General features: G+C 68.5%; 21 protein-coding genes. 6 read left to right on the forward strand and 15 right to left on the reverse strand.

Features of this window, described 5'->3' with window-relative positions:
- Positions 1–4 precede the first annotated feature (4 nt).
- Together puhE and hemA are read left to right on the forward strand one after the other, a co-directional pair.
- Positions 5–856, forward strand: a complete 852-nt coding sequence (puhE, locus tag Sa4125_RS13825; RefSeq protein ID WP_223998631.1) for a putative photosynthetic complex assembly protein PuhE — start codon at positions 5–7, stop codon at positions 854–856.
- A gap of 74 nt (positions 857–930) precedes the next feature.
- A complete protein-coding gene (gene hemA, locus Sa4125_RS13830; protein ID WP_223998632.1) occupies positions 931–2,145 on the forward strand; it encodes a 5-aminolevulinate synthase in 1,215 nt (404 codons plus the stop codon).
- A 156-nt stretch (positions 2,146–2,301) separates the two neighbouring features.
- Here the strand turns inward: hemA and Sa4125_RS13835 are convergent, their stop codons facing one another.
- The 12 genes from Sa4125_RS13835 to Sa4125_RS13890 form a co-directional block, all read right to left on the reverse strand.
- Complete coding sequence (locus tag Sa4125_RS13835; protein ID WP_223998633.1) at positions 2,302–2,694, reverse strand: GFA family protein; 393 nt, start codon at positions 2,692–2,694, stop codon at positions 2,302–2,304.
- A 232-nt stretch (positions 2,695–2,926) separates the two neighbouring features.
- A complete protein-coding gene (gene pufM / locus Sa4125_RS13840) occupies positions 2,927–3,850 on the reverse strand; it encodes a photosynthetic reaction center subunit M (protein ID WP_223998634.1) in 924 nt (307 codons plus the stop codon).
- Positions 3,851–3,958: 108 nt separating this feature from the next.
- On the reverse strand, positions 3,959–4,783 hold the full coding sequence (gene pufL / locus Sa4125_RS13845) for a photosynthetic reaction center subunit L (RefSeq protein WP_223998635.1): 825 nt from the start codon (positions 4,781–4,783) through the stop codon (positions 3,959–3,961).
- Positions 4,784–4,901: 118 nt separating this feature from the next.
- Entirely contained in the window at positions 4,902–5,090 is a 189-nt protein-coding gene (gene pufA, locus Sa4125_RS13850; RefSeq protein WP_223998636.1) for a light-harvesting antenna LH1, alpha subunit, read from the reverse strand.
- A 12-nt stretch (positions 5,091–5,102) separates the two neighbouring features.
- Positions 5,103–5,324, reverse strand: a complete 222-nt coding sequence (gene pufB, locus Sa4125_RS13855; protein ID WP_223998637.1) for a light-harvesting antenna LH1, beta subunit — start codon at positions 5,322–5,324, stop codon at positions 5,103–5,105.
- Positions 5,325–5,442: 118 nt separating this feature from the next.
- Entirely contained in the window at positions 5,443–5,679 is a 237-nt protein-coding gene (locus Sa4125_RS13860) for a hypothetical protein (RefSeq protein WP_223998638.1), read from the reverse strand.
- A gap of 50 nt (positions 5,680–5,729) precedes the next feature.
- Positions 5,730–7,205, reverse strand: coding sequence for a chlorophyllide a reductase subunit Z (gene bchZ, locus Sa4125_RS13865; protein WP_223998639.1), 1,476 nt, complete (start codon positions 7,203–7,205; stop codon positions 5,730–5,732).
- Positions 7,205–8,680 carry a chlorophyllide a reductase subunit Y gene (bchY, locus tag Sa4125_RS13870; protein ID WP_224007808.1) on the reverse strand — a complete coding sequence of 492 codons (1,476 nt, stop codon included), beginning with the start codon at positions 8,678–8,680 and terminating at the stop codon, positions 7,205–7,207. Before bchY ends, bchZ begins: the two co-directional genes overlap by 1 nt.
- Before the next feature lie 172 nt (positions 8,681–8,852).
- Complete coding sequence (locus Sa4125_RS13875; protein ID WP_223998640.1) at positions 8,853–9,866, reverse strand: chlorophyllide a reductase iron protein subunit X; 1,014 nt, start codon at positions 9,864–9,866, stop codon at positions 8,853–8,855.
- Positions 9,863–10,798 (reverse strand): chlorophyll synthesis pathway protein BchC, encoded by a 936-nt coding sequence (gene bchC, locus Sa4125_RS13880; RefSeq protein WP_223998641.1) that lies wholly within the window; start codon positions 10,796–10,798, stop codon positions 9,863–9,865. Before bchC ends, Sa4125_RS13875 begins: the two co-directional genes overlap by 4 nt.
- 134 nt (positions 10,799–10,932) lie before the next feature.
- Positions 10,933–12,129, reverse strand: coding sequence for an acetylserotonin O-methyltransferase (locus tag Sa4125_RS13885; protein ID WP_223998642.1), 1,197 nt, complete (start codon positions 12,127–12,129; stop codon positions 10,933–10,935).
- Between the two features lie 5 nt (positions 12,130–12,134).
- The gene (locus tag Sa4125_RS13890; RefSeq protein ID WP_223998643.1) at positions 12,135–13,013 is read right to left on the reverse strand and encodes a polyprenyl synthetase family protein; all 879 of its coding nucleotides are present in this window, start codon (positions 13,011–13,013) and stop codon (positions 12,135–12,137) included.
- A gap of 97 nt (positions 13,014–13,110) precedes the next feature.
- Between Sa4125_RS13890 and crtD the strand changes: the two genes are divergently transcribed.
- Both crtD and Sa4125_RS13900 read left to right on the forward strand, forming a co-directional pair.
- Complete coding sequence (gene crtD, locus Sa4125_RS13895; protein WP_223998644.1) at positions 13,111–14,682, forward strand: 1-hydroxycarotenoid 3,4-desaturase CrtD; 1,572 nt, start codon at positions 13,111–13,113, stop codon at positions 14,680–14,682.
- A gap of 245 nt (positions 14,683–14,927) precedes the next feature.
- Complete coding sequence (locus Sa4125_RS13900; protein WP_223998645.1) at positions 14,928–15,551, forward strand: hydratase; 624 nt, start codon at positions 14,928–14,930, stop codon at positions 15,549–15,551.
- Between the two features lie 3 nt (positions 15,552–15,554).
- Here the strand turns inward: Sa4125_RS13900 and bchO are convergent, their stop codons facing one another.
- From bchO to bchI, 3 genes are read right to left on the reverse strand one after another with little or no spacing between them, the layout of a single operon-like run.
- Positions 15,555–16,496 carry an alpha/beta fold hydrolase BchO gene (gene bchO / locus Sa4125_RS13905; RefSeq protein ID WP_223998646.1) on the reverse strand — a complete coding sequence of 314 codons (942 nt, stop codon included), beginning with the start codon at positions 16,494–16,496 and terminating at the stop codon, positions 15,555–15,557.
- A gap of 3 nt (positions 16,497–16,499) precedes the next feature.
- On the reverse strand, positions 16,500–18,368 hold the full coding sequence (locus Sa4125_RS13910; protein ID WP_223998647.1) for a magnesium chelatase subunit D: 1,869 nt from the start codon (positions 18,366–18,368) through the stop codon (positions 16,500–16,502).
- A complete protein-coding gene (bchI, locus tag Sa4125_RS13915) occupies positions 18,365–19,390 on the reverse strand; it encodes a magnesium chelatase ATPase subunit I (protein WP_223998648.1) in 1,026 nt (341 codons plus the stop codon). Before bchI ends, Sa4125_RS13910 begins: the two co-directional genes overlap by 4 nt.
- Here bchI and Sa4125_RS13920 point away from each other — a divergent pair.
- Positions 19,372–19,977, forward strand: a complete 606-nt coding sequence (locus Sa4125_RS13920) for a cytochrome c family protein (RefSeq protein WP_223998649.1) — start codon at positions 19,372–19,374, stop codon at positions 19,975–19,977. The genes bchI and Sa4125_RS13920 overlap by 19 nt on opposite strands.
- 162 nt (positions 19,978–20,139) lie before the next feature.
- On the forward strand, positions 20,140–22,080 hold the full coding sequence (dxs, locus tag Sa4125_RS13925) for a 1-deoxy-D-xylulose-5-phosphate synthase (protein WP_223998650.1): 1,941 nt from the start codon (positions 20,140–20,142) through the stop codon (positions 22,078–22,080).
- Positions 22,081–22,413: the final 333 nt, after the last annotated feature.

The raw sequence follows: 22,413 nt of genomic DNA on the forward strand, positions 1-22,413 counted from the left end.
ACGCGTGGCAGGCTATCTCTCGCCGATCTTCTTCGCCCTCTTCGTCTGGTGGTTCTCGACGGGGGCGATCATCTATCTGGATGGACTGCCCCGCCGCACCTTCAAATGGAGCATGCTGGCGGCGACCGGCGGTTTCGCCGCCGCGCTCTACGGGCTGTGGGAAACCGGCGACGACGCCAGCGTGAAGGGCGCCCATCTCGCCTTCGCCTCGGCGCTGGTCGCCTGGGGCTGGCACGAGATCAGCTTCTACATGGGCTATGTCACCGGCCCGCGGCAGCATGCCTGCACCGAAGGGTGCCGCGGCTGGAAGCATTTCGGCCACGCGGTGCAGGTCAGCCTCTGGCACGAGCTGGCGATCCTCGTCTCCTTCGCCTTCATCGCCGCCCTGACCTGGGGCGGGGCGAACGAGATCGGGCTGTGGACCTTCGTCACCCTCTGGGGGATGCACGAGAGCGCCCGCTTCAACGTCTTCCTCGGCGTGCGCAACCTCAACGCGCACTTCCTGCCGCCGCATCTCGCCTACCTCAAGAGCTTCCTTCGGGAAAAGCCGATGAACCTCCTCTTCCCGGTCTCGGTGACGGTGTCGACGGTGATCTGCGCCATGCTGGTGATGGAGGCGGCGACCGCGACGTCCGAGTTCGAGCGCACGGGCTATACCTTCCTTGCCACGATCATGACCGTCGCCATCCTCGAGCACTGGTTCCTCGTCCTGCCCATCCCGGCCGAGGCGATGTGGAACTGGAGCATGAAATCGCGCGAACGCAAGGATGCCCTCGATCGGCGTCCCGATGGCCATCACCGGCACGACGTCGTCAGGACGCCGCGACCGCTCGCCGTCGCCGCCAATCCCGACTGAACCACCCGCCCCATCGTCCGCTGCAAGACGGAACGGCCGCCACATCGAGCGCCGACAACGCCAGGAGGAAACCCATGGACTTCGAAGCGATCTTCTCCGAGCGGATCGATGAACTTCACCGCGAAGGACGCTACCGCGTCTTTGCCGAGCTCGAGCGCCAGGTCGGCGCCTTCCCGCGCGCCAAGCACCACCACAACCGCGGAACCCGGGAGGTCACCATCTGGTGCTCCAACGACTATCTCGGCATGGGCCAGCATCCCAAGGTCATCGCCGCCATGCATTCGGCGCTCGACCGCTGCGGCGCCGGCGCCGGCGGCACGCGCAACATCTCAGGCTCGGCGCACGAGCACGTGCTGCTGGAACGCGAGCTGGCCGACCTGCACGGCAAGGAGGCGGCGCTCCTCTTCACCTCGGGCTATGTCTCGAACTGGGCCGCCCTGTCGACGCTCGGGTCCCAGATTCCCGGTTGCGTGATCTTCTCCGACGAGGGCAACCACGCCTCGATGATCGAGGGCATCCGCCATTCCCGCGCCGAGAAGCGCCTGTGGAAGCACAACGACCCGGCCGATCTCGACCGGCTTTTGTCACAATACGGGCCCGACGTGCCGAAGCTCGTCGCCTTCGAATCCGTCTACTCCATGGACGGCGACATCGCGCCGATCGCGGCCATCTGCGACGTCGCGGAAAAACACGGCGCGATGACCTATCTCGACGAGGTGCACGCCGTCGGCCTCTATGGGCCGCGCGGCGGCGGCGTCGCCGAGCGCGACGGCGTCATGCATCGGCTCACCCTCATCGAGGGCACGCTCGGCAAGGCTTTTGGCGTGCTCGGCGGCTATGTCTCGGGCTCGGCGAAGCTTTGCGACTTCATCCGCAGCTTTGCCTCCGGCTTCATCTTCACCACCGCCTTGCCGCCCGCCGTCGCCGCGGGCGCGAGGGCCTCGGTGATGCACTTGAAGGAAAGCGGCTTCGAGCGCGCCCGCCACCGCGACCGCGTCGCCAAGGTGCGCCAACGGCTCGAGCATCTCGGGATTCCGACGCTGCCGAACCCCAGTCACATCGTCCCGGTCATGGTCGGGGATCCCGTGAAGTGCAAGTGGATCAGCGACCAGCTGCTCGACCATCACGGCATCTACATCCAGCCGATCAATTACCCGACGGTGCCGCGCAAGACCGAACGGCTGCGCATCACCCCCTCGCCGCTCCACAGCGACGCAGATATCGACCATCTCGTCGACGCCCTGTCGGGTCTCTGGTCGCAATGCGCCATGGCGCGGGCGGTCGCCTGAGACAGGGGCTTCACGCACGAGCGCCCGGCGCCCCTATCCAGAGCACTTGCGGCAGCGCCGCTCGGCAGTGACACCGCACTGTCGTCGCCTGCCGGTTCGGTCAGCCCCGCAGTCAGAACATGGGGGATGAGCAATACAGACCGCGCTCCTGATCAATCAGGCGAAGGCCTCGTGCTGTGGCAGGTCGTCGGTGATGTCGAACCACGGCGCCTTTGAACCGACGAAGATGTGGTGCGTCGGACGAATGCTCGGCGTGTCGACGAGCGTTCCCATGGAAACATGGACGAAGGCCCCGTCCCGAACGACGGCGTAGAGCAGCGACCCGCACTGGCCGCAATGGACGTATTGTCCCTCGTCGCCATAGCGGGCGGTGAACGCCTCCTCTTCGACGACTGCGATCTTTCCTGACGCGATTCCCGCCAGCGGCTTGAAGGCCGAGCCCGTCGCACGCCGGCAATTCGAGCAGTGGCAATTGACCGCGTAGGAGAAAGCGTCCTCGACGGCGTAGCTGACCGCCCGGCATCGGCACTGGCCCGTGAGACTTCTCATCACCTCACTCCCCCGAGATCGCCAGCTGCCCGGGGCACCGCGGCGGCTCATCGAGAGCGCTGGCGCGACGTCGGCTGTCAACATTTCCTATCCTCCGCCTGCGGACAACGCCAATGCCGATGTCGGTCTGCGTTCCGGCGACCGCGCCGGCAGACGCCGAAAACGAAGAAGCCCGGCCGCCTGCGCGGGCCGGGCTTTTTCGGCTGCCTTGCGGCCGGGATCGGCCACCCTCCTAAAGCGGGGCGAGCCCGTGCTTCTGGCCCCATTCGAACCAGTTGTCGACGACGGTTCCGCTGAGCAGAATGCCGATGGCGCCGGTCAGCGGGCAGAGGACGGCGAACCACCAGGCCCAGCGATGGATGGACTCGAAGGTGGCATTGAAGCCCATCGTCCAGCGCCAGAACAAGGCGGCCCGCTCGGCCGCGGTGCCGCGGTCGACGATCTGCTCGATCTCGCGTTCGCCGCCGAGGCGGCTGACGGCTAGGATCGTCGCCCCGTGCATGGCGAAGAGCACGGCCGAACCGTAGAGGAAGACGATCGAGAGCATGTGGAAGGGGTTGTAGAAGAGATTGCCGTGGTTCAGCGAAAAGTTGTTGGTCCAGTCGAGATGCGGGAAGATGCCGAAAGGCACCGCTTCGCTCCACGATCCCATCAGGATCGGCCGGATGAAGCCGAGGCTGAGATAGAGGAAGATCGCCGCGGCGAAGGCCCAGGGGATGTGGGTGCCCAATCCGAGCGCCCGCGCCCGCCGATACATTCGCGCCCACCACAACAGGATCGAGGCGGTCAGGAAGAAGCCGGCCATCAGCCACCAGCCGCCCTCCTTCAGCGGCGGGAAGATCTTCAGGCCGTGTTCGGGCAGCGGCGGATCCAGGGACAGCCAGAAGAACTGCTTGATGAACTCCTGGGGGCTCCAGTTCACCTTGGCCAACATGTTGAGGCCGATGATCTCGATCGCGATGAACCCGCACATCAGCGACAACAGGCCGAGGATGCCGAGGTAGAACGGCCCGATCTGGGCATCGCCGATCTTGCCGAGCCAGTAGGAATAGCCCGGCCGCCCCTGTCTTCCCCAAATGCCGGCCGGCAGGGGCACACCCAGATCGGGCTCGCCGCGTAGCTGCACGCGGGTGAAGATGTTTTGATACTCGGCCATGGAGACCTCCTCGCCTCGAAACCTGTCAGGGAATGCCGTTCGTCTCTGTGCCCGTCTCTGCGCTAGCGAGCCTGGTGGCGCGCGCCGGCGTCGCCGGCTCGCCCGCCGCTAGCTCCAGACGGGGATGCGCTGCCACCAGTCCCACCATTCCGGCCAGCCTTCGGCCCAGAGCGGTCCGGAGATGACGATGCAGACGGCGCTGAAGAAGGACGCCGAGACGGCGAGGAAGAGCCCCAGGCGGTGGATGCCGAGCGTTCCGATGGAATAGCCGATCGTGTCGCGGAAATAGGCGTTCTCGTGCTCGGCCGTCTTTACATACCGCCCCTTGCCCGGGTTCGTCGCCGAGAGGATCAGCCCGCCATGCAGCGCCAGCGCCAGGCAGTTGGTGAAGAAGAAGGCGATCGCCAGCATGTGGACGGGGTTGTAGTGGAAATTGCCGTACTGGTAGCCCGTGTTCGACACCCAGTCCAAATGCGTGATGATGCCGTAGGGAAAGCCGTTGGCCCATGAGCCGAGAAGCACCGGACGGATGACGACGAGCGTCACGTAGGAAAGGATGGCAAAGCCATAGGCCCAGGGAATGTGCATTCCCATGCCGAGCTTGCGGGCGATTTCGGCTTGCCGGAAGGCCCAGGACATGAAGGCGCCGATGGCGCAGATGGTAATCACCTGCCAGAGGCCGCCCTCCTTCAGGGGAGCAAAGCCGAGGCCGACTTCTTCCGCCGGCGGATTGATGCTGATCTGCCAGAGGTTCCACGTCGGACCGATCGCCGCGCCGTAGACGATCAGCAGCGTGCCGAGCGTGGCGAAGAAGATGGTGGTGACGCCGAAGAATCCGACCCAGAACGGTCCGACCCAGAAATCGAACAGGTCGCCCCCGACAAGGGTGCCGCCGCGCACCCGGTATTTTCGCTCAAAGCTGAGCATGGCCATGGCCTATCCCTCCCTGGAAAGCTCTTGCACAGCGTCGGCACCCCGGCGCGAGGGGGGTGCGGGCGGCGGGACATACCGGCCGCCCACACATGTTTGTCTGTCCGGACGCCTCGCCCGGTCAGGCTGCGCCCACCGTCTCTTCGATGGTGAGGGATGCCGCCGGCGCGGGCGCCTGCGGGCCTTCCAGCCAGTTGAAGCGGTTGGTGCTCAAAAGGATGAAGTGAATCACGAGCGCCAGGATGAACAGGAACCCGAACAGGGCGACGAGCGTCCTGCGGGGATCGAAAAGAAGCCAAACTCTCCACATGTCCGTTCCCTCCTAGCTCAGCATGGTGAGGACGGTGCCGGCGGCATGCCGCACCCCGTCTTCGAGCGCGGCGTAGCCGTTGGGGCCGGGAAGCCACGGACGCCACATCCAGGCCAGGATATGGGCGACCACGGCGACACCGACGAAGACCAGGAAACTGGTCATGAAGATGCTGTGGAATTCCTTGGCTTCCGGCTCGGACATGCCGGAAACGGGACCATCATGTAGGGACATTTTCTACCTCCTTCTTCAGGCCTTTCGGCCAGCCGCCGCACGAACGATGCGGCCGTCTTGCCGCAGCCCTTCTCGGGCCGCGACTTTCTCCGGACGTCGCCGGCCGGAAAGGCGCCGTTCACATGAAGGCGAACGGAATGCAGGCCGCGGTGGCCGCCCTGGCCTCGGCAAAGACCGAGCGCCGCGGTCCGGTCTCGTCGCGGCGACGATGTCCGGCAAGGCCGCCAAGGCGGCCGGCGATCGTCGTCAGGAGCATGGGCAGGTAAGCGACGCAGAAGATGAGCCAGTATTCGCGGCTCTCCGCGCGCCGGCGGCTGAGATAGTCCGAATGCTTGTGCGTTCCGACACTGGCCATCGTCGTTTCCTCCCCATCATGCCTTCCCCGGACCCGCGCGTGTTTGCGCGTCAGGCCGGTTCCGGCGATCGCTGCAATAATCGGGCGACGCGCGAGGCGCTCACCCGTCCCTCGCCGGACCGGCGCGTCTCGTCCTCGACGAGGTCGCGCAGCCTCTTGGCGGCGGAAATCCTGACCAGCACCGGCTGCGCCTCGACTTCGGCATCCATCAGCGCCAGCGCATCGGCATCCCAGGGCAGTTCACGGTGCAACCGGCTCGCCGTCGGCTCGACCTTGTCGAGCTCGGCCGCCAGCGGCAGGATCCTGAACAAAGCGTCGAACAGCGCGTTGCAGACTTCCTGGACGATGTAGGTGGCGCCGGAAAATCCCATGAAGGGCGTGCCGGTGTGGCGCCGGATGATGGCGCCGGGAAAGGACGCCGGGATATAGGAAGAGCGCCCGCCGGCCTCGGCGGCATACATGCGCTCGTTGAACGAGCCGAACAGCACCAGCGGCGCCTTGCTCTGCACGGCCTTGCGAACCGCGTCGTTGTCGGTCTTCTCGCCGGCGCGCCGGGCGATCGCGAAGGCGCAGGGGAAACCCATGTCCTCTTCGAGGAAGTTCCGGATCCCCCGCGCGTAGGTCTCGCTGGCGACGATGCCGAAGCTCGCCGTCGCGAAGAAATCCTGCGTCACCGAGCGCCAGAGATCCCAGAGCGGCTTGATCGTCGTCATCTTCTCCCGGGCGATGAAGGGTTCGGGATCGACGCCCGTCAGCTCTCCCAGCCGCCGCAGGAAGGCGGTCGTCGAATGCAGCCCGATCGGCGCCTGCAGATAGGGCTTGTCCAGCGCCTCGCAGAGTTTCCGGCCGAACTCGCGGTAGAGGCAGATGTTGACCTCGGCATCGGCGAGCTTGCCGATATCGGCGATGTCGGTGCCGAGCGGAAAGACGAGATTGACCTCGCAACCGATCCCTTCGACCAGACGCCGGATTTCGGCGAGGTCCGACGGCATGTTGAAGGTGCCGTAGATCGCCCCGACGATGTTCACGCGGGGTTTTCGTGCCGTCGGTTCACTGACTTGCGCTTGCGCCTTCGGCGTCTTGATGACGGGCCGCTTCGGCTTCTTCTGGCCGAACTCCTTCCACAGCCAGGACAGCGCCCGGTCCGCGGTCTGCCACTGGTCCTCGTCGATGGTGCGCGGCAGGAAGCGCATGATGCGCGTGCCTTCGGGCGTCACGCCGCCACCGATCATCTCGGCGATCGAGCCGGTGACGACGACGCTCGGCTTCTGCGGGTCGAGCACCGCGTGCGCCCGCTTCATCGCCTGTTCCGTGCCCGTCTGTCCCAGCTCCTCTTCGCCCAGACCCGTGACGACGATCGGCAATTCGTGCGGTGGCAGGGCGTCGGTGTAATGCAGGACCGAGGTCACCGGCAGGTTCTCGCAACCCACCGGTCCGTCGATGATGACCTGCAGTCCCTTCACCGCGGTGAAGACATAGACCGCCCCCCAGTATCCGCCGGCGCGATCGTGATCGAGGACGAGCATCAGAAGTCCTCCATCGAAACGGAGGCCTTTGCCGCCACCAGCGGCGCCTTGGCCGCCGATGGCTCTGCCGGAAGGCGCATCGCGTCGGGCCAGATTCCCGAGGTGTGACCGGCACCGACGCCCTCGAAGAAGGCAGTCATGGTGTCGAAGCGCTTCTGGTTGCCCACCGCCGCATTGATCACGGCGGCCAGCGAGCCCGCGCCGGCAGGGCCCATCAGCGGACGGGCGGAGATCAGATTGGTGAAGTAGAGCGACGGGATGCTCTTCTGCTTGGCGTGCTGGACCACCGGCGTCGTGCCGATGGCGAGCTGCGGGGCAAAACTGTCGACGGCGGCGATGTCCTTTTCCAGCGACGCCCGGAACTCGACGTGGACGCCGTGGGCGTCGAGCCAGGCGGCGTCCTCCTCGTTCCACCGCGTCTTCGGGCAGGCAGTACCGACATAGCGCAGGTCCGCCCCGGACTCCTTCAGGAGGCGACCGACGATCAGCTCCGAGCCCTCGTAGCCTGACAGGGTGATGCGCGCGGTGATCGGTGCGGCGGCAAGGGCCGCGCGCGTCGCGTCGAGGATCGGCGCCTTGGCGGCGTCCACCTTGGCGGCCGAAATGTTGCAGGCCGCGCCGATCGCGTCGAGCCAGGCGGAAGTTCCCTCGACGCCGACCGGTGCCGAGCCAATGACGCTGCGGCCGGCCGCCTGGAACTCGCGGACGCTCGCCGTGTAGAAGGGGTGCAGCGCCGCGACGACGGCGCAGTCGAGCGCGGCATAAAGCTCGCGCCATTCGCGCGTCGGCACGACGGGCCCGGCGGCCAGCCCCATCGGCTCGAGCATGCGGCCGATGGTGACCGGATCGGCCGGAAAGATCTCGCCGAGGAGCGTCACTGTCGGCAGGCCGGACCGACCGCCGCGCGGCTCGGGCACCGGGCCGGCCGCGACCTCGTTGCGGGCATAGGCGAGCATGGCGCCGGCGAGGACGTCCTTTGCCTCGGCATGGGTCGGCACGCCGAAACCGGGAACGTCGATGCCGATGACGCGCACGCCGTTGATCTCCTTCGGCAGCGCCCGGAGGGGTACGCCGGACGCGGTGGGCACGCAGAGATTGGTGACGATGATCGTGTCGTAGAGCGCGGGATCGGCGAGGAGATGGACCGCGTCGCGGATGTCCTCGTAGAGCTTGCCGGTGACGAGCGTCTCGGAACTGAAAGGCACGTAGCCGACGGTGCGCTTGGCGCCGTAGAAGTGCGAGGTGAATGTCAGGCCGTAGACGCAGCAGGCCGAGCCCGAGAGCACGGTCGCCGTCCGTCGCATGCGCAGACCCACCCGAAGCGAGCCGAAGGCCGGGCACATCGACTGCGGCTGGTCGTGCGGCCCGAGCGGATAATCGGTGCGCAGCGTCTGCAGAAGCTCGCCATTGCCCGCGGCCTCGGCCGCGCGCGTCAGCTCCGCCTTGCCGCCGTGACAGCCCGAGGCCTCCGGCATCGTCGGCGCGGCGGCTTCCTGCGAAACGACCGCGCGCCCGCCGTCCAAACCCGGCGCCGTGCTCAAGCTCTTGTCCGTCGCCTCGTCGATCGCGGCCAACCCGGCGCGGTCGTAGACGACTTCCTGCGGGGGCGGATCTCTGTGGGGAATGGTGGGGCGCTGGTTCATCGTCTCAGACCGCGTCGTAGACGACTTCGAGGGACGGCTTGGCGACGACGATGCCGCCGCGCATGTCGGCCTGGCTCGCCGGCTCGAGCACGACGTTGCCGCCGGTCTGGTCGCAGGAGAAGAGACCGAGCAACTCGTCCTGAGTCAGCGGTGTCGGGCGCTGCGGCAGCGAGGTCGCGACGTTCTCCGCCAGTTCCTCGAACAGAGGTCCCCAGCGCGTGCCGGGTTCGCCGATGATCTGGTAGTTGGCGCTTTTGCGGCGAATGTCGTCGTCGGCGGGAATGGCCGCGAGCACGGGGATGCCGACGGCGGCGGCGAAGGCCGCGGCCTCTCCCGTGCCGTCGTCCTTGTTGATGACCATGCCGGCGATGCCGACATTGCCGCCGAGCTTGCGGAAATAGTCGACCGCCGAGCAGACATTGTTGGCGACGTAGAGCGACTGCAGGTCGTTGGAACCGACGACGATGACCTTCTGGCACATGTCGCGGGCGATCGGCAGACCGAAGCCGCCGCAGACGACGTCGCCGAGAAAGTCGAGGAGGACGTAGTCGAAGCCCCAGTCGTGAAAGCCGAGCTTCTCCAGGAGCTCGAAGCCGTGGATGATGCCGCGACCGCCGCAACCGCGGCCGACCTCCGGCCCGCCGAGCTCCATGGCGAAGACGCCGCCCTTCTTGAAGCAGACGTCGCCGATCTCGACTTCCTCGCCCGCCGCCTTCTTGCGCGACGAGGTCTCGATGATGGTCGGGCAGGCCCTGCCGCCGAAGAGCAGCGATGTGGTGTCGCTCTTCGGGTCGCAGCCGATGAGAAGGACACGTTTTCCCTGCTGCGCCATCATGTGCGAGAGGTTGGCGAGGGTGAAGCTCTTGCCGATGCCGCCCTTGCCGTAGATCGCGATGATCTGCGTTTCCTTTTTCGCCTCGCCCGTCGGCACGGCGTCCGGCTCGAACGCCGCCTCCGCCCGGACACTGTCGACGAGGGCCTGGAGCCCGCCTTCCGGCGTCTTCGTCAGCGCGTTCATGCCGCTTTTCTCCAGTCGAGCACCATTTTCAGGCAGGCCGGATCGGTGAAGGCCGTGGTGTAGGCGGCCTCGTATTGATCGGGCGAATGGGTGTGGGTGATGAAGCCGTCGAGCGACAGCCGCCCGGCCGACAGGAGCTCGCCCACCGCCACCAGGTCGTTGCGCCGGAACTCCGCCGCGACGCGGATGGACGCCTCGCGCATGAAGGCCGGCGGAAAAGCAAAGGAGAGCCGGTCGTAGAAGCCGGCGAGCACGATCTCGCCGCCCGGCGCGAGGCGCTGGACCAGGCTGTCGAGGATGGTGCCGTCGCCGCTGACGTCGCAGATCCGGCGGTAATCGCGGCGATCGTCGCCCTCCGGCGCGATCACGCGGTAGCCCTCGCCGCCGCCGCGCCGCGCGGGATTGTTCTCCCAAACAGTCGGCTCGCCGCCTCCGGCAACGACGATCCGGGCAATGAGGCGGCCGAGCACGCCATGGCCGACGATCAGTTCGGGCGCCTTGCGCGTGTCGGGACAGACGGCGTGATGGGCGGTGGCCGCGAGCGCCATCAGGATGGCCCGCTCGCCGAGGCTCTCGTCGACCGGCATCGCCTTGGCACCGGCGACGACCACGCGAGACGCCGCGCCGCCAAAAAGGCCCCGCGCCTCGCGATAGCAATTGGCACCGGGCACGAAGACCCGTTCGCCGACCCGCCTGCCCGACTCGCGTCCGGCCTCGACGATCCGGCCGATCGACTCGTAGCCTGGAACCAGCGGATAGCTGAAGCCTGGAAAGGGCGGCATCGCCCCCGACCACAGAAGCTTTTCCGTGCCGGTCGAAATCCCCGTCCATTCCATGTCGACGACGACGTCGCCCGCTTGGGGGTCGTTCAGTCCAAGCTCGGAAAGGGCGAGCTGGCGGGGTGCTTCAAGGATGATCGCCCAGGCCTTCATCGCGCCGTCCCTCCCTTTCTCGCTGGCCACCGCCTCCGAACCATCACCAGAGACGAGGGCTGCAGCGGCGACTGTCAGATTATATTTACGGTATCAGTTGTCAAATAGATTATACACTTTTCACAACAGCGGGATCAGAACGGGCCGCTGCAGCGCGGTTTTGCCGTCAGCAGACGGGCGATCAACGGCGTGTGGGTCGGCCATGCGGTGACGTGTTCGAAACCGGCGACCGCCAGCATGGCGGAGATTTCTTCGAGCGTTCGCGGACGTCCCTGACCCATGGCGAGGAGGTAGAAGCCGAAATAGGCGTCGCCGCTGGCCCGTGCCCCTTGCGTGCCCGCCATCGGTTCGGCAACGAGAAGCGTCCCACCCGGCGCGATGGCCCGGCGGACGGCCCTGAGAAGGGTCAGCACCTCGTCGTCGTTATGATCGTGGAGGATGCGGTTCAGCGTCACGAGGTCCGCGCCGCCAGGCAACGGGTCGGCCAGAAAACTTCCTCCGATGACCGTCGAACGCCGGCCGAGCCCCGCTGCGGCAAGGCGTTCGCGGGCGATTCCCGCGACTTCCGGCAGTTCGAACAGCGACAGCGCCAGTTGCGGCGCATGCGCCCCCGCCGCGATCAGGAAGGAAGCGTCGCCCCCGCCGACATCGAGGATGTGACGGTGCCGGCCCAGCGGATAGGCGTCGAGGATCTCGGCGGCGACGAAAGCCTGCGACGCCGCCATCAAGGCGGTGTAGCCGGCATGGCCGAGCGAATCGGCATGGTCGGCCGGGCCGGGTAGACGAACATCACCGCCGCGGTCTCCGGCATACGCCCAAAAACGGTTCAACTCGGGCTGAAATCTTCCGGCCAGAAGCGCCACCGGATCTTCCAGATCGCGATAGAGCATGTCGTGATGCCGGATCATGGCCGCGACGCCGGGATTGGCGACCATGGCGGCGCCGAGCGGGCCGAGGGCGAAGCACCCGTCCCGCCGCGGCTCGACGAGGTCGAGCGATGAAGCGGCACGCAGCAGCCTGAGCGTGGCCTCCCGCGACAGGCCGATGCGCGCGGCGATCACCTCGGGCGCCAGCGGACCGGGTGCAAGGAGGCCGAACAGCTCCACCTCGACGCAGGCGCGCAGGATCTGCGAATAGACGAAGCCGGCCGTGAGATCGAACAGCGCCGCGGCCTGCCGCCGGGCGAACAGGCGCGTCAGCGGGAAGCGGGCGGCCCACCGGCGGAAGGCGGGATCGGCGACCTTGCGGTTGCGCAGGTCGCGCAGCCGGTCGAGCCAGCCGGACATCCTCGGCGCTGCCGGCGTACCGTCGAGGAGAGGCTCGGCCGTCACCCCCGTCAGGCCGCGTGCTGCGCGGCTTCCTTCGGCAGGAACCGGCTGGCCTGGGCAAGGATCTGCGCCCGCAGAGCATCAGCGCCCGGGCAGTCCGGCACATGCGCGGCCGCCTCCTCGACGAGCGCCATCAGCCGCCGCGCCGCGCCGGTGATGCCGAGTTCGTGCACCGCGTTCGGCCGCCCGAGCACCGCGTCCTGGCCGACCGGCTTGCCGAGCGCGCGGGCATCGCCGACGACGTCGCTGATGTCGTCGGCGACCTGATAGGCTTCGCCGAGACGATGGCCGAGCGTGCCCCAGGGCTCGGCGGCGCAACCCGCCGCAGCCGCCCCCGCCATCGCCGCCCCGGCAAACAGCGCGCCGGTCTTGGCGCGCTGGTAGAGAACCAGATCGGGATCCGCCTCGCTCTCCCAGCCCTGGCCCGCGACGATGCCGTGCGGCATGCCGACGGCCCGTGCGATGATCAGCGACAGGCTGGCCGCGCGCAGGGGATCGGCGACCGCGGCCATGGCGGCGGTCTCGAAGGCGAGCATGATCAGGCCGTCGCCGGCCAGAAGCGCCAGCGGCTCGCCAAAAGCCGCGTGCACCGAGGGCCGCCCCCGGCGCAACGCCGCATTGTCGAAGCAGGGCATGTCGTCATGCACCAGCGAGGCGCAGTGCAGGAGCTCGATCGCCGCCGCCGCCGCGGTCGCGACGACGGGCTGGTCGTCGCCGCAGGCCGCAGCAACGGAGAGGCAGAGCCGCGGCCGGATGCGCTGCCCGCCCGGAAACACCGCATGGCAAAGCGCTGACGATAGGCGCGGCGGCGCCGCGGGACCGGTCACCCGCGCCAGAGCGCGGTGGAGACCGTCCTCGATTCTTGCTGAAGCATCCTCTCCCGGCATTGCCGCTTCCTCCCAGTGTCAATTTGTGTAGACTAGGATGCATGTAAATCACAATGGACACAAGCCTGTGCACGGCACCCCCGAGACGCCCTTTCGAATGCCCCTCGCCTCCCGTCACGTCGTCGTCGTCGGCGCGGGCGTCGGCGGGCTCGTCTCCGCCCTGCTGCTTGGGGCGGCTGGCCTGCGGGTGACGGTCGTGGAGCGCGGCGAACGCGCCGGTGGAAAGCTGCGCGAGATCGACGTCGCCGGCCAGGGCATCGATTCCGGCCCGACAATCTTCACCATGCGCTGGGTATTCGAGGCGATCTTCGCCGCGGCGGGCGCGAGGCTGGAGGATCATGTCGGCCTGACCAGGGCCGGCGTCCTCGCGCGTCATTCCTTCGATGACGGATCGGTCTTCGATCTCCACGCCGACCTCGAAGAGACCGTCGCGGCCGTCGAACGGCTCGCCGGACCGGCAGAGGCCAAGGGCTACCGGGCCTTCTGCGAGCGGACCGAGGAAGTGTTCCACACGCTGAACGGCAGCTTCATGGAGCATCCCGCGCCGAGCCCCCTCGGCCTTGCCCGCTCGTCGGGCATCGGCGGGCTTGCCGCCCTGTCGCGCATCCAGCCGTTTACGCCGCTGTCCACCGTCATCGCCCGCTACTTCAAGGACCCGCGGCTGCGCCAGCTGTTCGGGCGCTATGCCACCTATTGCGGCGCCTCGCCCTTCCACGCACCAGGGCCGCTGATGCTCATCGCCCATGTCGAACGCCTCGGCGTCTGGCTGGTCGAGGGCGGCATGTCGCGCCTTGCGGAGGCGCTGGAACGCCTGGCGACCGAGCGCGGCGTCGTCTTCCGCTATGGCACCGACGCGGCCGAACTGACCCTCGGCCAGGGACGGACGACCGGCGTAAGGCTGCACTCCGGCGAGCATCTTCCGGCCGATGCCGTCGTCTTCAACGGCGATCCGGCGGCCCTCTCCGCCGGCCTTCTCGGCGCCCCGGCCAGGACGGCCCTGCCCTCCTGGCCGAAGCGCGACCGGTCGCTGTCGGCCGTGACCTTTTCGCTTCGGGCGCGCGCATCCGGATTTCCGCTGTCGCGCCATTCCGTCTTCTTCTCCCGCGATTATGCCAGCGAGTTCGAGGACATCCTCGTGCGCAAGCGCCTGCCCGAGGATCCGACCATCTACGTCTGCGCGCAGGACCGCGACGCGTCCAACGGCCCGCCGCCCGACGGGCCCGAGCGGCTGTTCCTCCTCGTCAATGCGCCAGCCACCGGCGACAGCAATCCCTTGAGCCAAGCGGAGATCGCATCATGCGAGAGACGGGTGATGGAACGGCTGGCGCGCGCCGGCCTGACGATGACGGATGGGCTGACGCCGCCGGTGGTGACGACACCGACGCAATTCGCGGCGATGTTTCCAGGGACGGGGGGCGCGCTCTACGGCCGGGCGTCGCGCGGCTGGGCCTCGTCCTTCCAGCGCCCAAACGCGCGGACGAAGATCGCCGGCCTCTATCTCGCGGGCGGTGCCGTCCATCCGGGCCCTGGCATCCCGATGGCGGCACTCTCGGGACGCCACGCAGCCGTTTCGCTGATGGCGGACCTGGCTTCGACCGCACCGTCCCGGCAGGCGGCTACGTCTGGTGGTATCTCGATGCGATCAGCGACGACGGACGCAACGCCCTGACGATCATCGCCTTCATCGGCAGCGTCTTTTCGCCCTATTACGCAGCGGCCCGCCGGCGCGGCCCGGCCGATCCGCTCGACCATGTCAGCATCAACGCCATCCTCTACACGCCCGGCGGCAAGCACTGGACACTCACCGAAAGAGGGCGCGGGCAGATTGCACGGACGGCCCATCAACTTGCCATCGGGCCGAGCAGCCTTTCGTGGGAGGATGGCCGCCTCGTCATCGACATCGACGAATGGACCGTGCCGATCCCGCGCCGCCTTCGCGGACGCATCACGGTCGAGCCCGGCCCGATCTTTTCGGAGTCGTTCGGCCTCGACGAGGCCCGCCGCCATCTCTGGCGCCCGATCGCGCCCTGCGGCCGGGCCGAGGTCGCCTTCGACCGTCCGGCGCTGGGCTGGCAAGGTTCCGCCTACATCGACATGAATGCCGGGGCCGAACCGCTGGAGGCGGGGTTTCATCGCTGGGGCTGGGCGCGGGAAGACGGCGCCGGGACGACCCGGATCCGCTACGACGTTGTCGCCCGTAGCGGCGAGCGTCGGCGCCTTGCCCTCGAATACGGTGCCGACGGCAGTGCGCGCCCGATCGAGCCGGCGCCGCTCCACAGGCTGCCGAGCACCGGCTGGCGCGTCGGGCGCGAGGCGGGAGCGGAGGGCGGCACGCCGCCGCGCGTCCTGCGCACGCTGGAGGACACGCCCTTCTACAGCCGCTCGATGCTCGGCTGCGCCGGGGATGGCGGCGAGCGCCGGGCGATCCACGAAACCGTCGATCTCGACCGCTTCGCCACGCGCTGGGTGCAGACGCTCCTGCCCTTCAGGATGCCGCGGTGGACGCGCGGCGCGACGCCGCTGCTGGGCAGCCCGTGAGCGTCAGGCCGATGCCGAGGTTGCCAGCGACCGGGTATCGGCCCCGGACGCCGCGACGTCCGTACGGATCCCGAATTCGCCGGCCAGCCGAAGCACCAGCGCGGCGATGGCCGCCGGCTGCTCCTCATGCACGAGGTGCCCGCCATGGCCGAGCGCCACGACACGGGCGGCAGGCGTGCGGGCCGCGATCAACTCGGCATCGCCGGGCGGCACCGCCCTGTCGCCGTCTGCCGTGACGAGGACAAGCGGCCGGTCGAGTCGCGCCAGCCGGCGTTCGAGCCCGGCAAGATCCCATTGCGCCATCATGCCGAGCGTTCCCGCCACATGGCCGGGACGGGAAAACAGGCGGGCGTAGAGGTCGATGCCGCGGGAGTCGATGATCGAACCGGTGTCGGCGAGAAGCTTTGCCGTCGCGCTGCGCGATCTGGCGCGGTGGGCGAAGAAACGCGGCGCCAGCGGGTTCAGGAACAGGAGCTTGGCCAGCGGCGAGAACAGCGCCGCGCCGGGAATGGGGCGGAGCGCGCCGTTGAGGGCGATGATGGCATCGGGCCGGATCCTCGCCTGCAGCGCCATGGTGGCGAGGATCGCCGCCCCGGCCGAATGGCCGATGGCAAGGCGCGGCGCAAAGCCCATGCGGGCGAGCACGCCGCCGACGAGACGCGCCATTCCGTCCAGAGACAGGCCATCGCGCGATGGCCGCTGCGTGAACCCGTGACCGGGAAGGTCGAGCAGGAGCACGTGGAATTCCCGCGCCAGGAGCGGTGCCAGATCCCGGAAGGAATGCGTCGCCGCGCCGGTGCCGTGAAGGAGGAGCAGCGCCGGCCCCTGCCCCATTTCCTGCACGTGCCAGGTGAGCCCGCCCGACGGCAGGAACCGGCTGTGCGCGCGGTTCGGCCAGTCGCGGCCGTCATGGGCCCAGACGGGAACTTGCGGTTCGCCGAGCATGCGTCAGGTCTCCATCCGCGCACCGACCTCGCGCGCCATGGCACCCGACCCCGCGCGCGGCAGCGGGAGATATTCGGCACCGAGCGCGCGGGCAAGTTCCACTGCCCGCGCCTGCGGCCGCTGCGCCGTGTCGATGAGAAGCGCGCGGATGCCGGCACCGCGGAACTGCCGCGCGGCCCGGCCCGTATCCTCATCGACCCGCGCGCGCTCCGTGCTGCCGTCGAGGGCGACATTGCCGCGGCCATCGGTAAGGAAGACGGAGATCACGCTCTGCCCGCGGCGGGTCGCGGCAAGCGCCAGGCGCAGCGACATGATGATGCCGCCCGGCAAGGGCGTGCCACCGCCGCCCGGCAGCGCCGACAGGCTTCGCTTGGCCCGCAGGAGCGAGCGTGTCGGCTCGAGCAGCGTCTCCGCCTGCCGGCCGCGAAAGGCGACGAGCGCCACGCTGTCGCGCCTGACATAGCATTGCGCAAGCAGGAGCTCGATCGCGCCCTTCGTCTCGGCCAGCCGTTCGAGCGCCGTCGAGCCCGAGGCGTCGACGGCGAAGATCGCGGTCGTTCCGGTCTTTTCGCGCCGGCGAATGTAGCGGAAGTCCTGGGCGCGCACCTGCAGCTGCCGCGGGGGTTCCCCCGTCTCGGCCCCGGCCCCGACGAGAATCTCCCGGCCGCGGAGGCGCTGCCAGGGCGCGGCCTGGCGCAGCGTCGCCAGGACATCGATCCGGGCGCGGCCCTGCGGCGGCTTGTCGGCGATGCCGAAGGCACGGCCTCGCGCGCCGCCGCGCCGCTCCGCACCCGCCTTGCCGGCCTCGCCGCGGCTTCGACCGGCGGACCGCTCCTGACCGGCAAGCAGGTCGGCTGGCAAGGCGGCAGCGACGGCGGCGATCAGCATCTGCTGCAGGTGCTCGGCCGTCGGCATGACAGGCTCTTCCTGCTCGTCGGACGCGGGATCGTCTTCGCGCCTGTCGGGAGACTCGGGGCGTTGGGGTTCTTCACCTGCCGTATCGTCGGGACCTGCCGCATCGGCGCGCGGCGGCGGGTCCTCCGGCTGGTCCGACGCTCGGTCCTCCGAAGCCGCTGGCGGAGCGGACGCGGCCCCGAGTCCGAGCACCAGACGTGCGGCGAGCGTCGCATCCTCGACGGCGACCTCGGTCCGCCCGGCCAAAGCTGCCGCGGCACGGGCCGCGCGACAGAGATGCAGGCTGGTGCGGAGCGACATCCGGCCGAAGGATGTCGCAAGGCCGCAGAGCGCCTCGACCATCGCCTCGTCCATCGTCACCGCCGGAAGAAGCGCCCTGGCTGCCGCGACCGGCCTGCCAGACGTCAAGGGCTCGCTTTCGCGCCATCCGACAGGTCCGAGATCGACGCTGAGACCGAGCCGGTCGGCAATGAGCGGGATCAGTTTTTCGTCTTCGTCGACACCCTCGTCGAGCGCGATCAGCGCGAAGCCGGCCGGCTGGCGGGCGGAAAGCCCGTCGCGCTCGATCCGCACCTGGCGCTCGTCGAGCGCTGCCGCGATCACCGCCGCGCTGGCCGACGGCAGCCGTTCGGCCATGGCAAGGACGATCAGGCCGCCGTCGGCGGCGGCAAGAACGCCCGTCTCCACCACCTTGCGGCCGGCGGCGAGCGTCGCGCCGATGTCGAGACCGCCGGTCAGGCGCGCCTCGGACGTACCGGCGGCGATGCGCCGCGTCGCGATGCCGGAACCGAACTGCGCGGAGATCTCGCGCAGGAAACGGTCCCGCACCGGTCCTGCCCGGGCGCGGACATGGATGCCGCCAAGGCCCGCGGGATCGACGGCGAGCATGGCGGCGGCCTGCAACGCGTCACCCCAGGCCGTCGGCGCTTCCGAGAGCGGATCGGCTCGTTCGGTCATGCCGCCTGCAACTCGCCGAGGGCGCGTTCGATCCGCGCGCCCGATCCCGTCTCGTCGAGGGGATCTCGGCGCAGCCGATGCCGCAGCGCCGACACCGCGACGGCATCAAGCGCATCCAGCGTCACGGCCGCACCGCCGTCGAGGGCCGTTGCCGCCCGCGCCGCGCGCATGAGGGTGAGTTCACCGCGCAGGCCGTCGACCCCGAGCGACAGGCAGAGGCCGGCCGCGCGCTCCAGCACGGCATCGGGCACGATGATTTCGCCGAGGCGCTGGCGCGCCTTGACGATCCGTCGGCGCAGGGCCGCATCGTGCCGCTTCCAGGCTTCCGCAAAACCGCGCTGATCCCTGTCGAAGGCGTCACGCCGCTTGACCACTTCGACCCGCGAGGCGATGTCGCGCGGCGATGCCACCTCGACCGAGAGACCGAACCGGTCGAGCAGCTGCGGGCGCAGATCGCCCTCTTCCGGATTGCCGCTGCCGACGAGGACGAAGCGCGCGGGGTGGCGGATGCTGAGCCCCTCGCGCTCGATCACGTTGACGCCCGAAGCCGCGACGTCGAGCAAGAGATCGACGAGGTGGTCCTCGAGAAGATTGACCTCGTCGATGTAGAGAAAGCCGCGATGCGCGCTGGCCAGAAGCCCCGGCTCGAAGGCCTTTTCGCCCGAGACGAGCGCCTTTTCCAGATCGAGCGCCCCGGCGACGCGATCTTCGGTCGCGCCGAGCGGCAGGTCGATCACGGGGACCGGCGCCATATGCGAGGAGGATCGGCCGACCGCGGTTTCGGCGCGGCAGCGGGGGCAATAGTGCTCCGTGTCGCCCGGCTCGCAGTTGAAGCGACAGTCGCTCGCGACCCGCATCGGCGGAAGCAGGCCGGCAAGGCCGCGGACGGCCGTGGTCTTGCCCGTGCCGCGGTCGCCGAAGACGAGGATGCCGCCGATCGACGGATCGATCGCGGCCAGAAGCAGAGCGCGCTTCATTTCCTCCTGGCCGACAATGGCCGAAAATGGATAGGCTTGTCCCATGCCGCACCCCCACGAGCCGCCGCGCGTGCCGGCTCGGCCGTGGCGGGCCGGCAGAAGGGGCGATCGCCCCCCTTCTGGTTCGCGCACCCGGCGCAAAGTGTCAAATAGATTTTACGTTTTTTATGTTGACACATCGGCTGTTCGTCGTAGCTTCAGGCGGCGGGGCGCTGAATGCCCCGGGGAGCGAAGGCATGAAATTCCTCACGAAAATCGTTTTTCTCGGCGGTGTCCTGAGCCTTGCGGCATCGGCCGCCAGCGGCGCAGAAGGCAATGTCGATGCCGGCAAGAAGGTGTTCGGCAAATGCGCCACCTGCCATGGCATCGGCGAAAAGAAGGGCGCTATCGGGCCAAACTTGAACGGTGTCGTCGGCCGGACGGCCGGCACTCTGGAAGAGTACAAGACCAAGTATTCCAAGCCGCTGGTCGCGGCCGGCACGGGAGGGCTGGTCTGGACGGAGGCGGAGCTCTCCGCCTGGCTCGCCGATCCGAAGAAGAAGGTCCCGGGGACGAAGATGGTTTTCCCCGGTCTCAAGAAGGAGCAGGAGATCGCCGATGTCGTCGCCTACGTGAAGTCGTTTTCGCAGTAGGAGCGGCCTGCGCGCCAGGCCGGCGACGCCTGTCGTCGCGCGGCCGAGCCGCTGAGTGAAGCATGGTCGGGATAAATCTGGCCGGGGACGGGGAAAGGCTGTGCGGAGCGCCGGCTGAACACCCGCAGAAAACCCGGCTCCGGTGAATTGGGGGAGAGACACATGAAGCGCACAGGCGGCGGCATCCTGGACAGGATCTCCTCTCCCGCGGACGTGAAGGCCCTGTCGACGCGCGAGATCGGGCGTCTCTGCGACGAGGTCCGCCAGGATCTCCTGTCGACGGTCGCCGTCACGGGCGGGCATCTCGGCGCCAATCTCGGCGTCGTCGAGCTGACGGTCGCGCTGCACGCGGTCTTCGACACGCCGCGCGACACGCTGATCTTCGACGTCGGGCATCAGTGCTACCCGCACAAGATCCTGACCGGCCGGCGCGAGCGCATGCGCACGCTGCGGCAGGGCGGCGGCCTCTCCGGTTTCACCAAGCGCTCCGAGAGCGAATTCGACCCCTTCGGCGCCGCGCATGCCTCGACCTCGATCTCCGCCGGACTCGGCTTTGCGGTGGCGCGCGACCTCAAGGGAGAAGGCGGCGACGTCGTCTGCGTGATCGGCGACGGCGCGCTGTCCGCCGGCATGGCCTATGAGGCGATGAACAATGCGGGCCATCTCGGCAAGCGCCTGATCGTCATCCTCAACGACAACGAGATGTCGATATCGCCCCCGGTCGGCGCGATGTCGAAGCACCTCATGCGACTCTACACCGAGCGAAAGTTCCAGGATTTCAAGGCGCTCGCCCGCGGTGCCGTGGCGCTCCTGCCGCCACCCCTGCGCCAGGGCGCGGTGCGTGCCCGCGGGCTGGTCAAGGATCTCGTCATCGGCGGCTCGCTGTTCGAGGACCTCGGCTTCTCCTATGTCGGGCCGGTCGACGGTCACGACGTCAAGCAACTGCTCGCGGTGCTGCGCACGGTGCGGGAGCGGGCCGACGGCCCGGTGCTGATCCATGTCCTGACGCAGAAGGGCAAGGGCTATGCGCCGGCCGAGGCGGCCGCCGACAAGTTCCACGGCGTCTCGCGCTTCGACATCGTTTCCGGCCGCCAGCACAAGCCGGCGCCGAAGGCCCCGACCTTTACCGCCGTGTTCGCCGGCAGCCTGCTGCGGCAGGCGGAAAGCGACGAGCGCATCGTCGCGGTGACCGCGGCGATGGCTTCGGGAACGGGGCTCGACACCTTCCAGAAGCGCTTTCCCGACCGGTTCTTCGATGTCGGCATCGCCGAGCAACATGCCGTCACCTTCTGCGCCGGCCTTGCCGCCGCCGGCATGCGGCCATTCTGCGCGCTCTATTCGACCTTCCTCCAGCGCGGCTATGACCAGATCGTCCACGACGTCGCCCTGCAGAGCCTGCCGGTGCGCTTTGCCATCGACCGGGCCGGTCTCGTCGGCGAGGATGGTGCGACCCATGCCGGCGCCTTCGACATCGGATTCCTCGCCAATCTTCCCGGCTTCGTGGTGATGGCGGCTGCCGACGAGGCCGAACTCGTCCACATGGTGGCGACCGCCGCCGCGCTCGACGATCGCCCGTCGGCCTTCCGCTATCCGCGCGGCGAGGGATCCGGCGTTCCTCTCCCCGAGCTGGGCGTTGCGCTGACGCTCGGCAAGGGCCGCGTACTTCGCCAGGGCAGCAAGGTGGCGCTGTTGTCGCTCGGCGGCCGGCTCGGCGAGTGCCTGAAAGCGGCAGACGAGCTCGACGCGCGTGGCCTGTCCACCACGGTGGCCGACGCGCGCTTCGCCAAGCCGCTCGACAAGGCGCTGATCCTGCAGCTCGCCCGCCATCACGAGGTCGTCGTCACCATCGAGGAAGGCGCGGCCGGCGGGTTCGGCGCGCACGTGCTGCATCTTCTGGCCGCGCAAGGCGTCCTCGATCAAGGACTGCGCATCCGCACCCTCTGCCTGCCCGACCGCTTCATCGACCATGACACGTCGACGGCGATGTATGCCTCGGCCGGGCTCGACGCCGCGGCCATCGTCGCAACGGCCATCGGTGCTCTCGACCTTCGGCAGGCACCGCAGGAAAAGCCGATGCGCGGGCTGAAGGCCGTGGTGGCATAGGCGGCGACGGATCGAGAGCACCGGACGAAATAGTGTGATCCGGTTTTTCGTGGTATCCGGCGCGCACAATTGCGACTTCGCGTTCGGGGGGATTTCGGCAGATCGCCCCGAACGTTACGCCGAAACGGCACCCGAGCCGTTCAGCATGCCGGGAAAATCCGACGGTTCATCAATCTGACGGTTCATCATTGCCAGGAGCCGCGCGTTGCGGTGCACGCTCGCGTTTCAGGCGTTCGGCCGAAGCACACCTGCGGTGACACGTCAGGTGGGATGGGATGTCCAGCCGAAGGAAAGGCCCCGCGGGCTGGGACGCCCGGGGCAAGGCACCGTGTC

Source organism: Aureimonas sp. SA4125 (assembly GCF_019973775.1).
GTDB lineage: Bacteria > Pseudomonadota > Alphaproteobacteria > Rhizobiales > Rhizobiaceae > Plantimonas.

Excerpts from the sequence above, each read along its gene's own strand:
- hemA (WP_223998632.1), top strand. The coding sequence starts at position 931 with ATGGACTTCGAAGCGATCTTCTCCGAGCGGATCGATGAACTTCACCGC.
- Sa4125_RS13835 (WP_223998633.1), bottom strand. The coding sequence starts at position 2,694 with ATGAGAAGTCTCACGGGCCAGTGCCGATGCCGGGCGGTCAGCTACGCC.
- pufM (WP_223998634.1), bottom strand. The coding sequence starts at position 3,850 with ATGGCCGAGTATCAAAACATCTTCACCCGCGTGCAGCTACGCGGCGAG.
- pufL (WP_223998635.1), bottom strand. The coding sequence starts at position 4,783 with ATGGCCATGCTCAGCTTTGAGCGAAAATACCGGGTGCGCGGCGGCACC.
- pufA (WP_223998636.1), bottom strand. The coding sequence starts at position 5,090 with ATGTGGAGAGTTTGGCTTCTTTTCGATCCCCGCAGGACGCTCGTCGCC.
- pufB (WP_223998637.1), bottom strand. The coding sequence starts at position 5,324 with ATGTCCCTACATGATGGTCCCGTTTCCGGCATGTCCGAGCCGGAAGCC.
- Sa4125_RS13860 (WP_223998638.1), bottom strand. The coding sequence starts at position 5,679 with ATGGCCAGTGTCGGAACGCACAAGCATTCGGACTATCTCAGCCGCCGG.
- bchZ (WP_223998639.1), bottom strand. The coding sequence starts at position 7,205 with ATGCTCGTCCTCGATCACGATCGCGCCGGCGGATACTGGGGGGCGGTC.
- bchY (WP_224007808.1), bottom strand. The coding sequence starts at position 8,680 with ATGCCGGAGGCCTCGGGCTGTCACGGCGGCAAGGCGGAGCTGACGCGC.
- Sa4125_RS13875 (WP_223998640.1), bottom strand. The coding sequence starts at position 9,866 with ATGAACGCGCTGACGAAGACGCCGGAAGGCGGGCTCCAGGCCCTCGTC.
- bchC (WP_223998641.1), bottom strand. The coding sequence starts at position 10,798 with ATGAAGGCCTGGGCGATCATCCTTGAAGCACCCCGCCAGCTCGCCCTT.
- Sa4125_RS13890 (WP_223998643.1), bottom strand. The coding sequence starts at position 13,013 with ATGCCGGGAGAGGATGCTTCAGCAAGAATCGAGGACGGTCTCCACCGC.
- crtD (WP_223998644.1), top strand. The coding sequence starts at position 13,111 with ATGCCCCTCGCCTCCCGTCACGTCGTCGTCGTCGGCGCGGGCGTCGGC.
- bchO (WP_223998646.1), bottom strand. The coding sequence starts at position 16,496 with ATGCTCGGCGAACCGCAAGTTCCCGTCTGGGCCCATGACGGCCGCGAC.
- Sa4125_RS13910 (WP_223998647.1), bottom strand. The coding sequence starts at position 18,368 with ATGACCGAACGAGCCGATCCGCTCTCGGAAGCGCCGACGGCCTGGGGT.
- Sa4125_RS13920 (WP_223998649.1), top strand. The coding sequence starts at position 19,372 with ATGGATAGGCTTGTCCCATGCCGCACCCCCACGAGCCGCCGCGCGTGC.
- bchI (WP_223998648.1), bottom strand. The coding sequence starts at position 19,390 with ATGGGACAAGCCTATCCATTTTCGGCCATTGTCGGCCAGGAGGAAATG.
- dxs (WP_223998650.1), top strand. The coding sequence starts at position 20,140 with ATGAAGCGCACAGGCGGCGGCATCCTGGACAGGATCTCCTCTCCCGCG.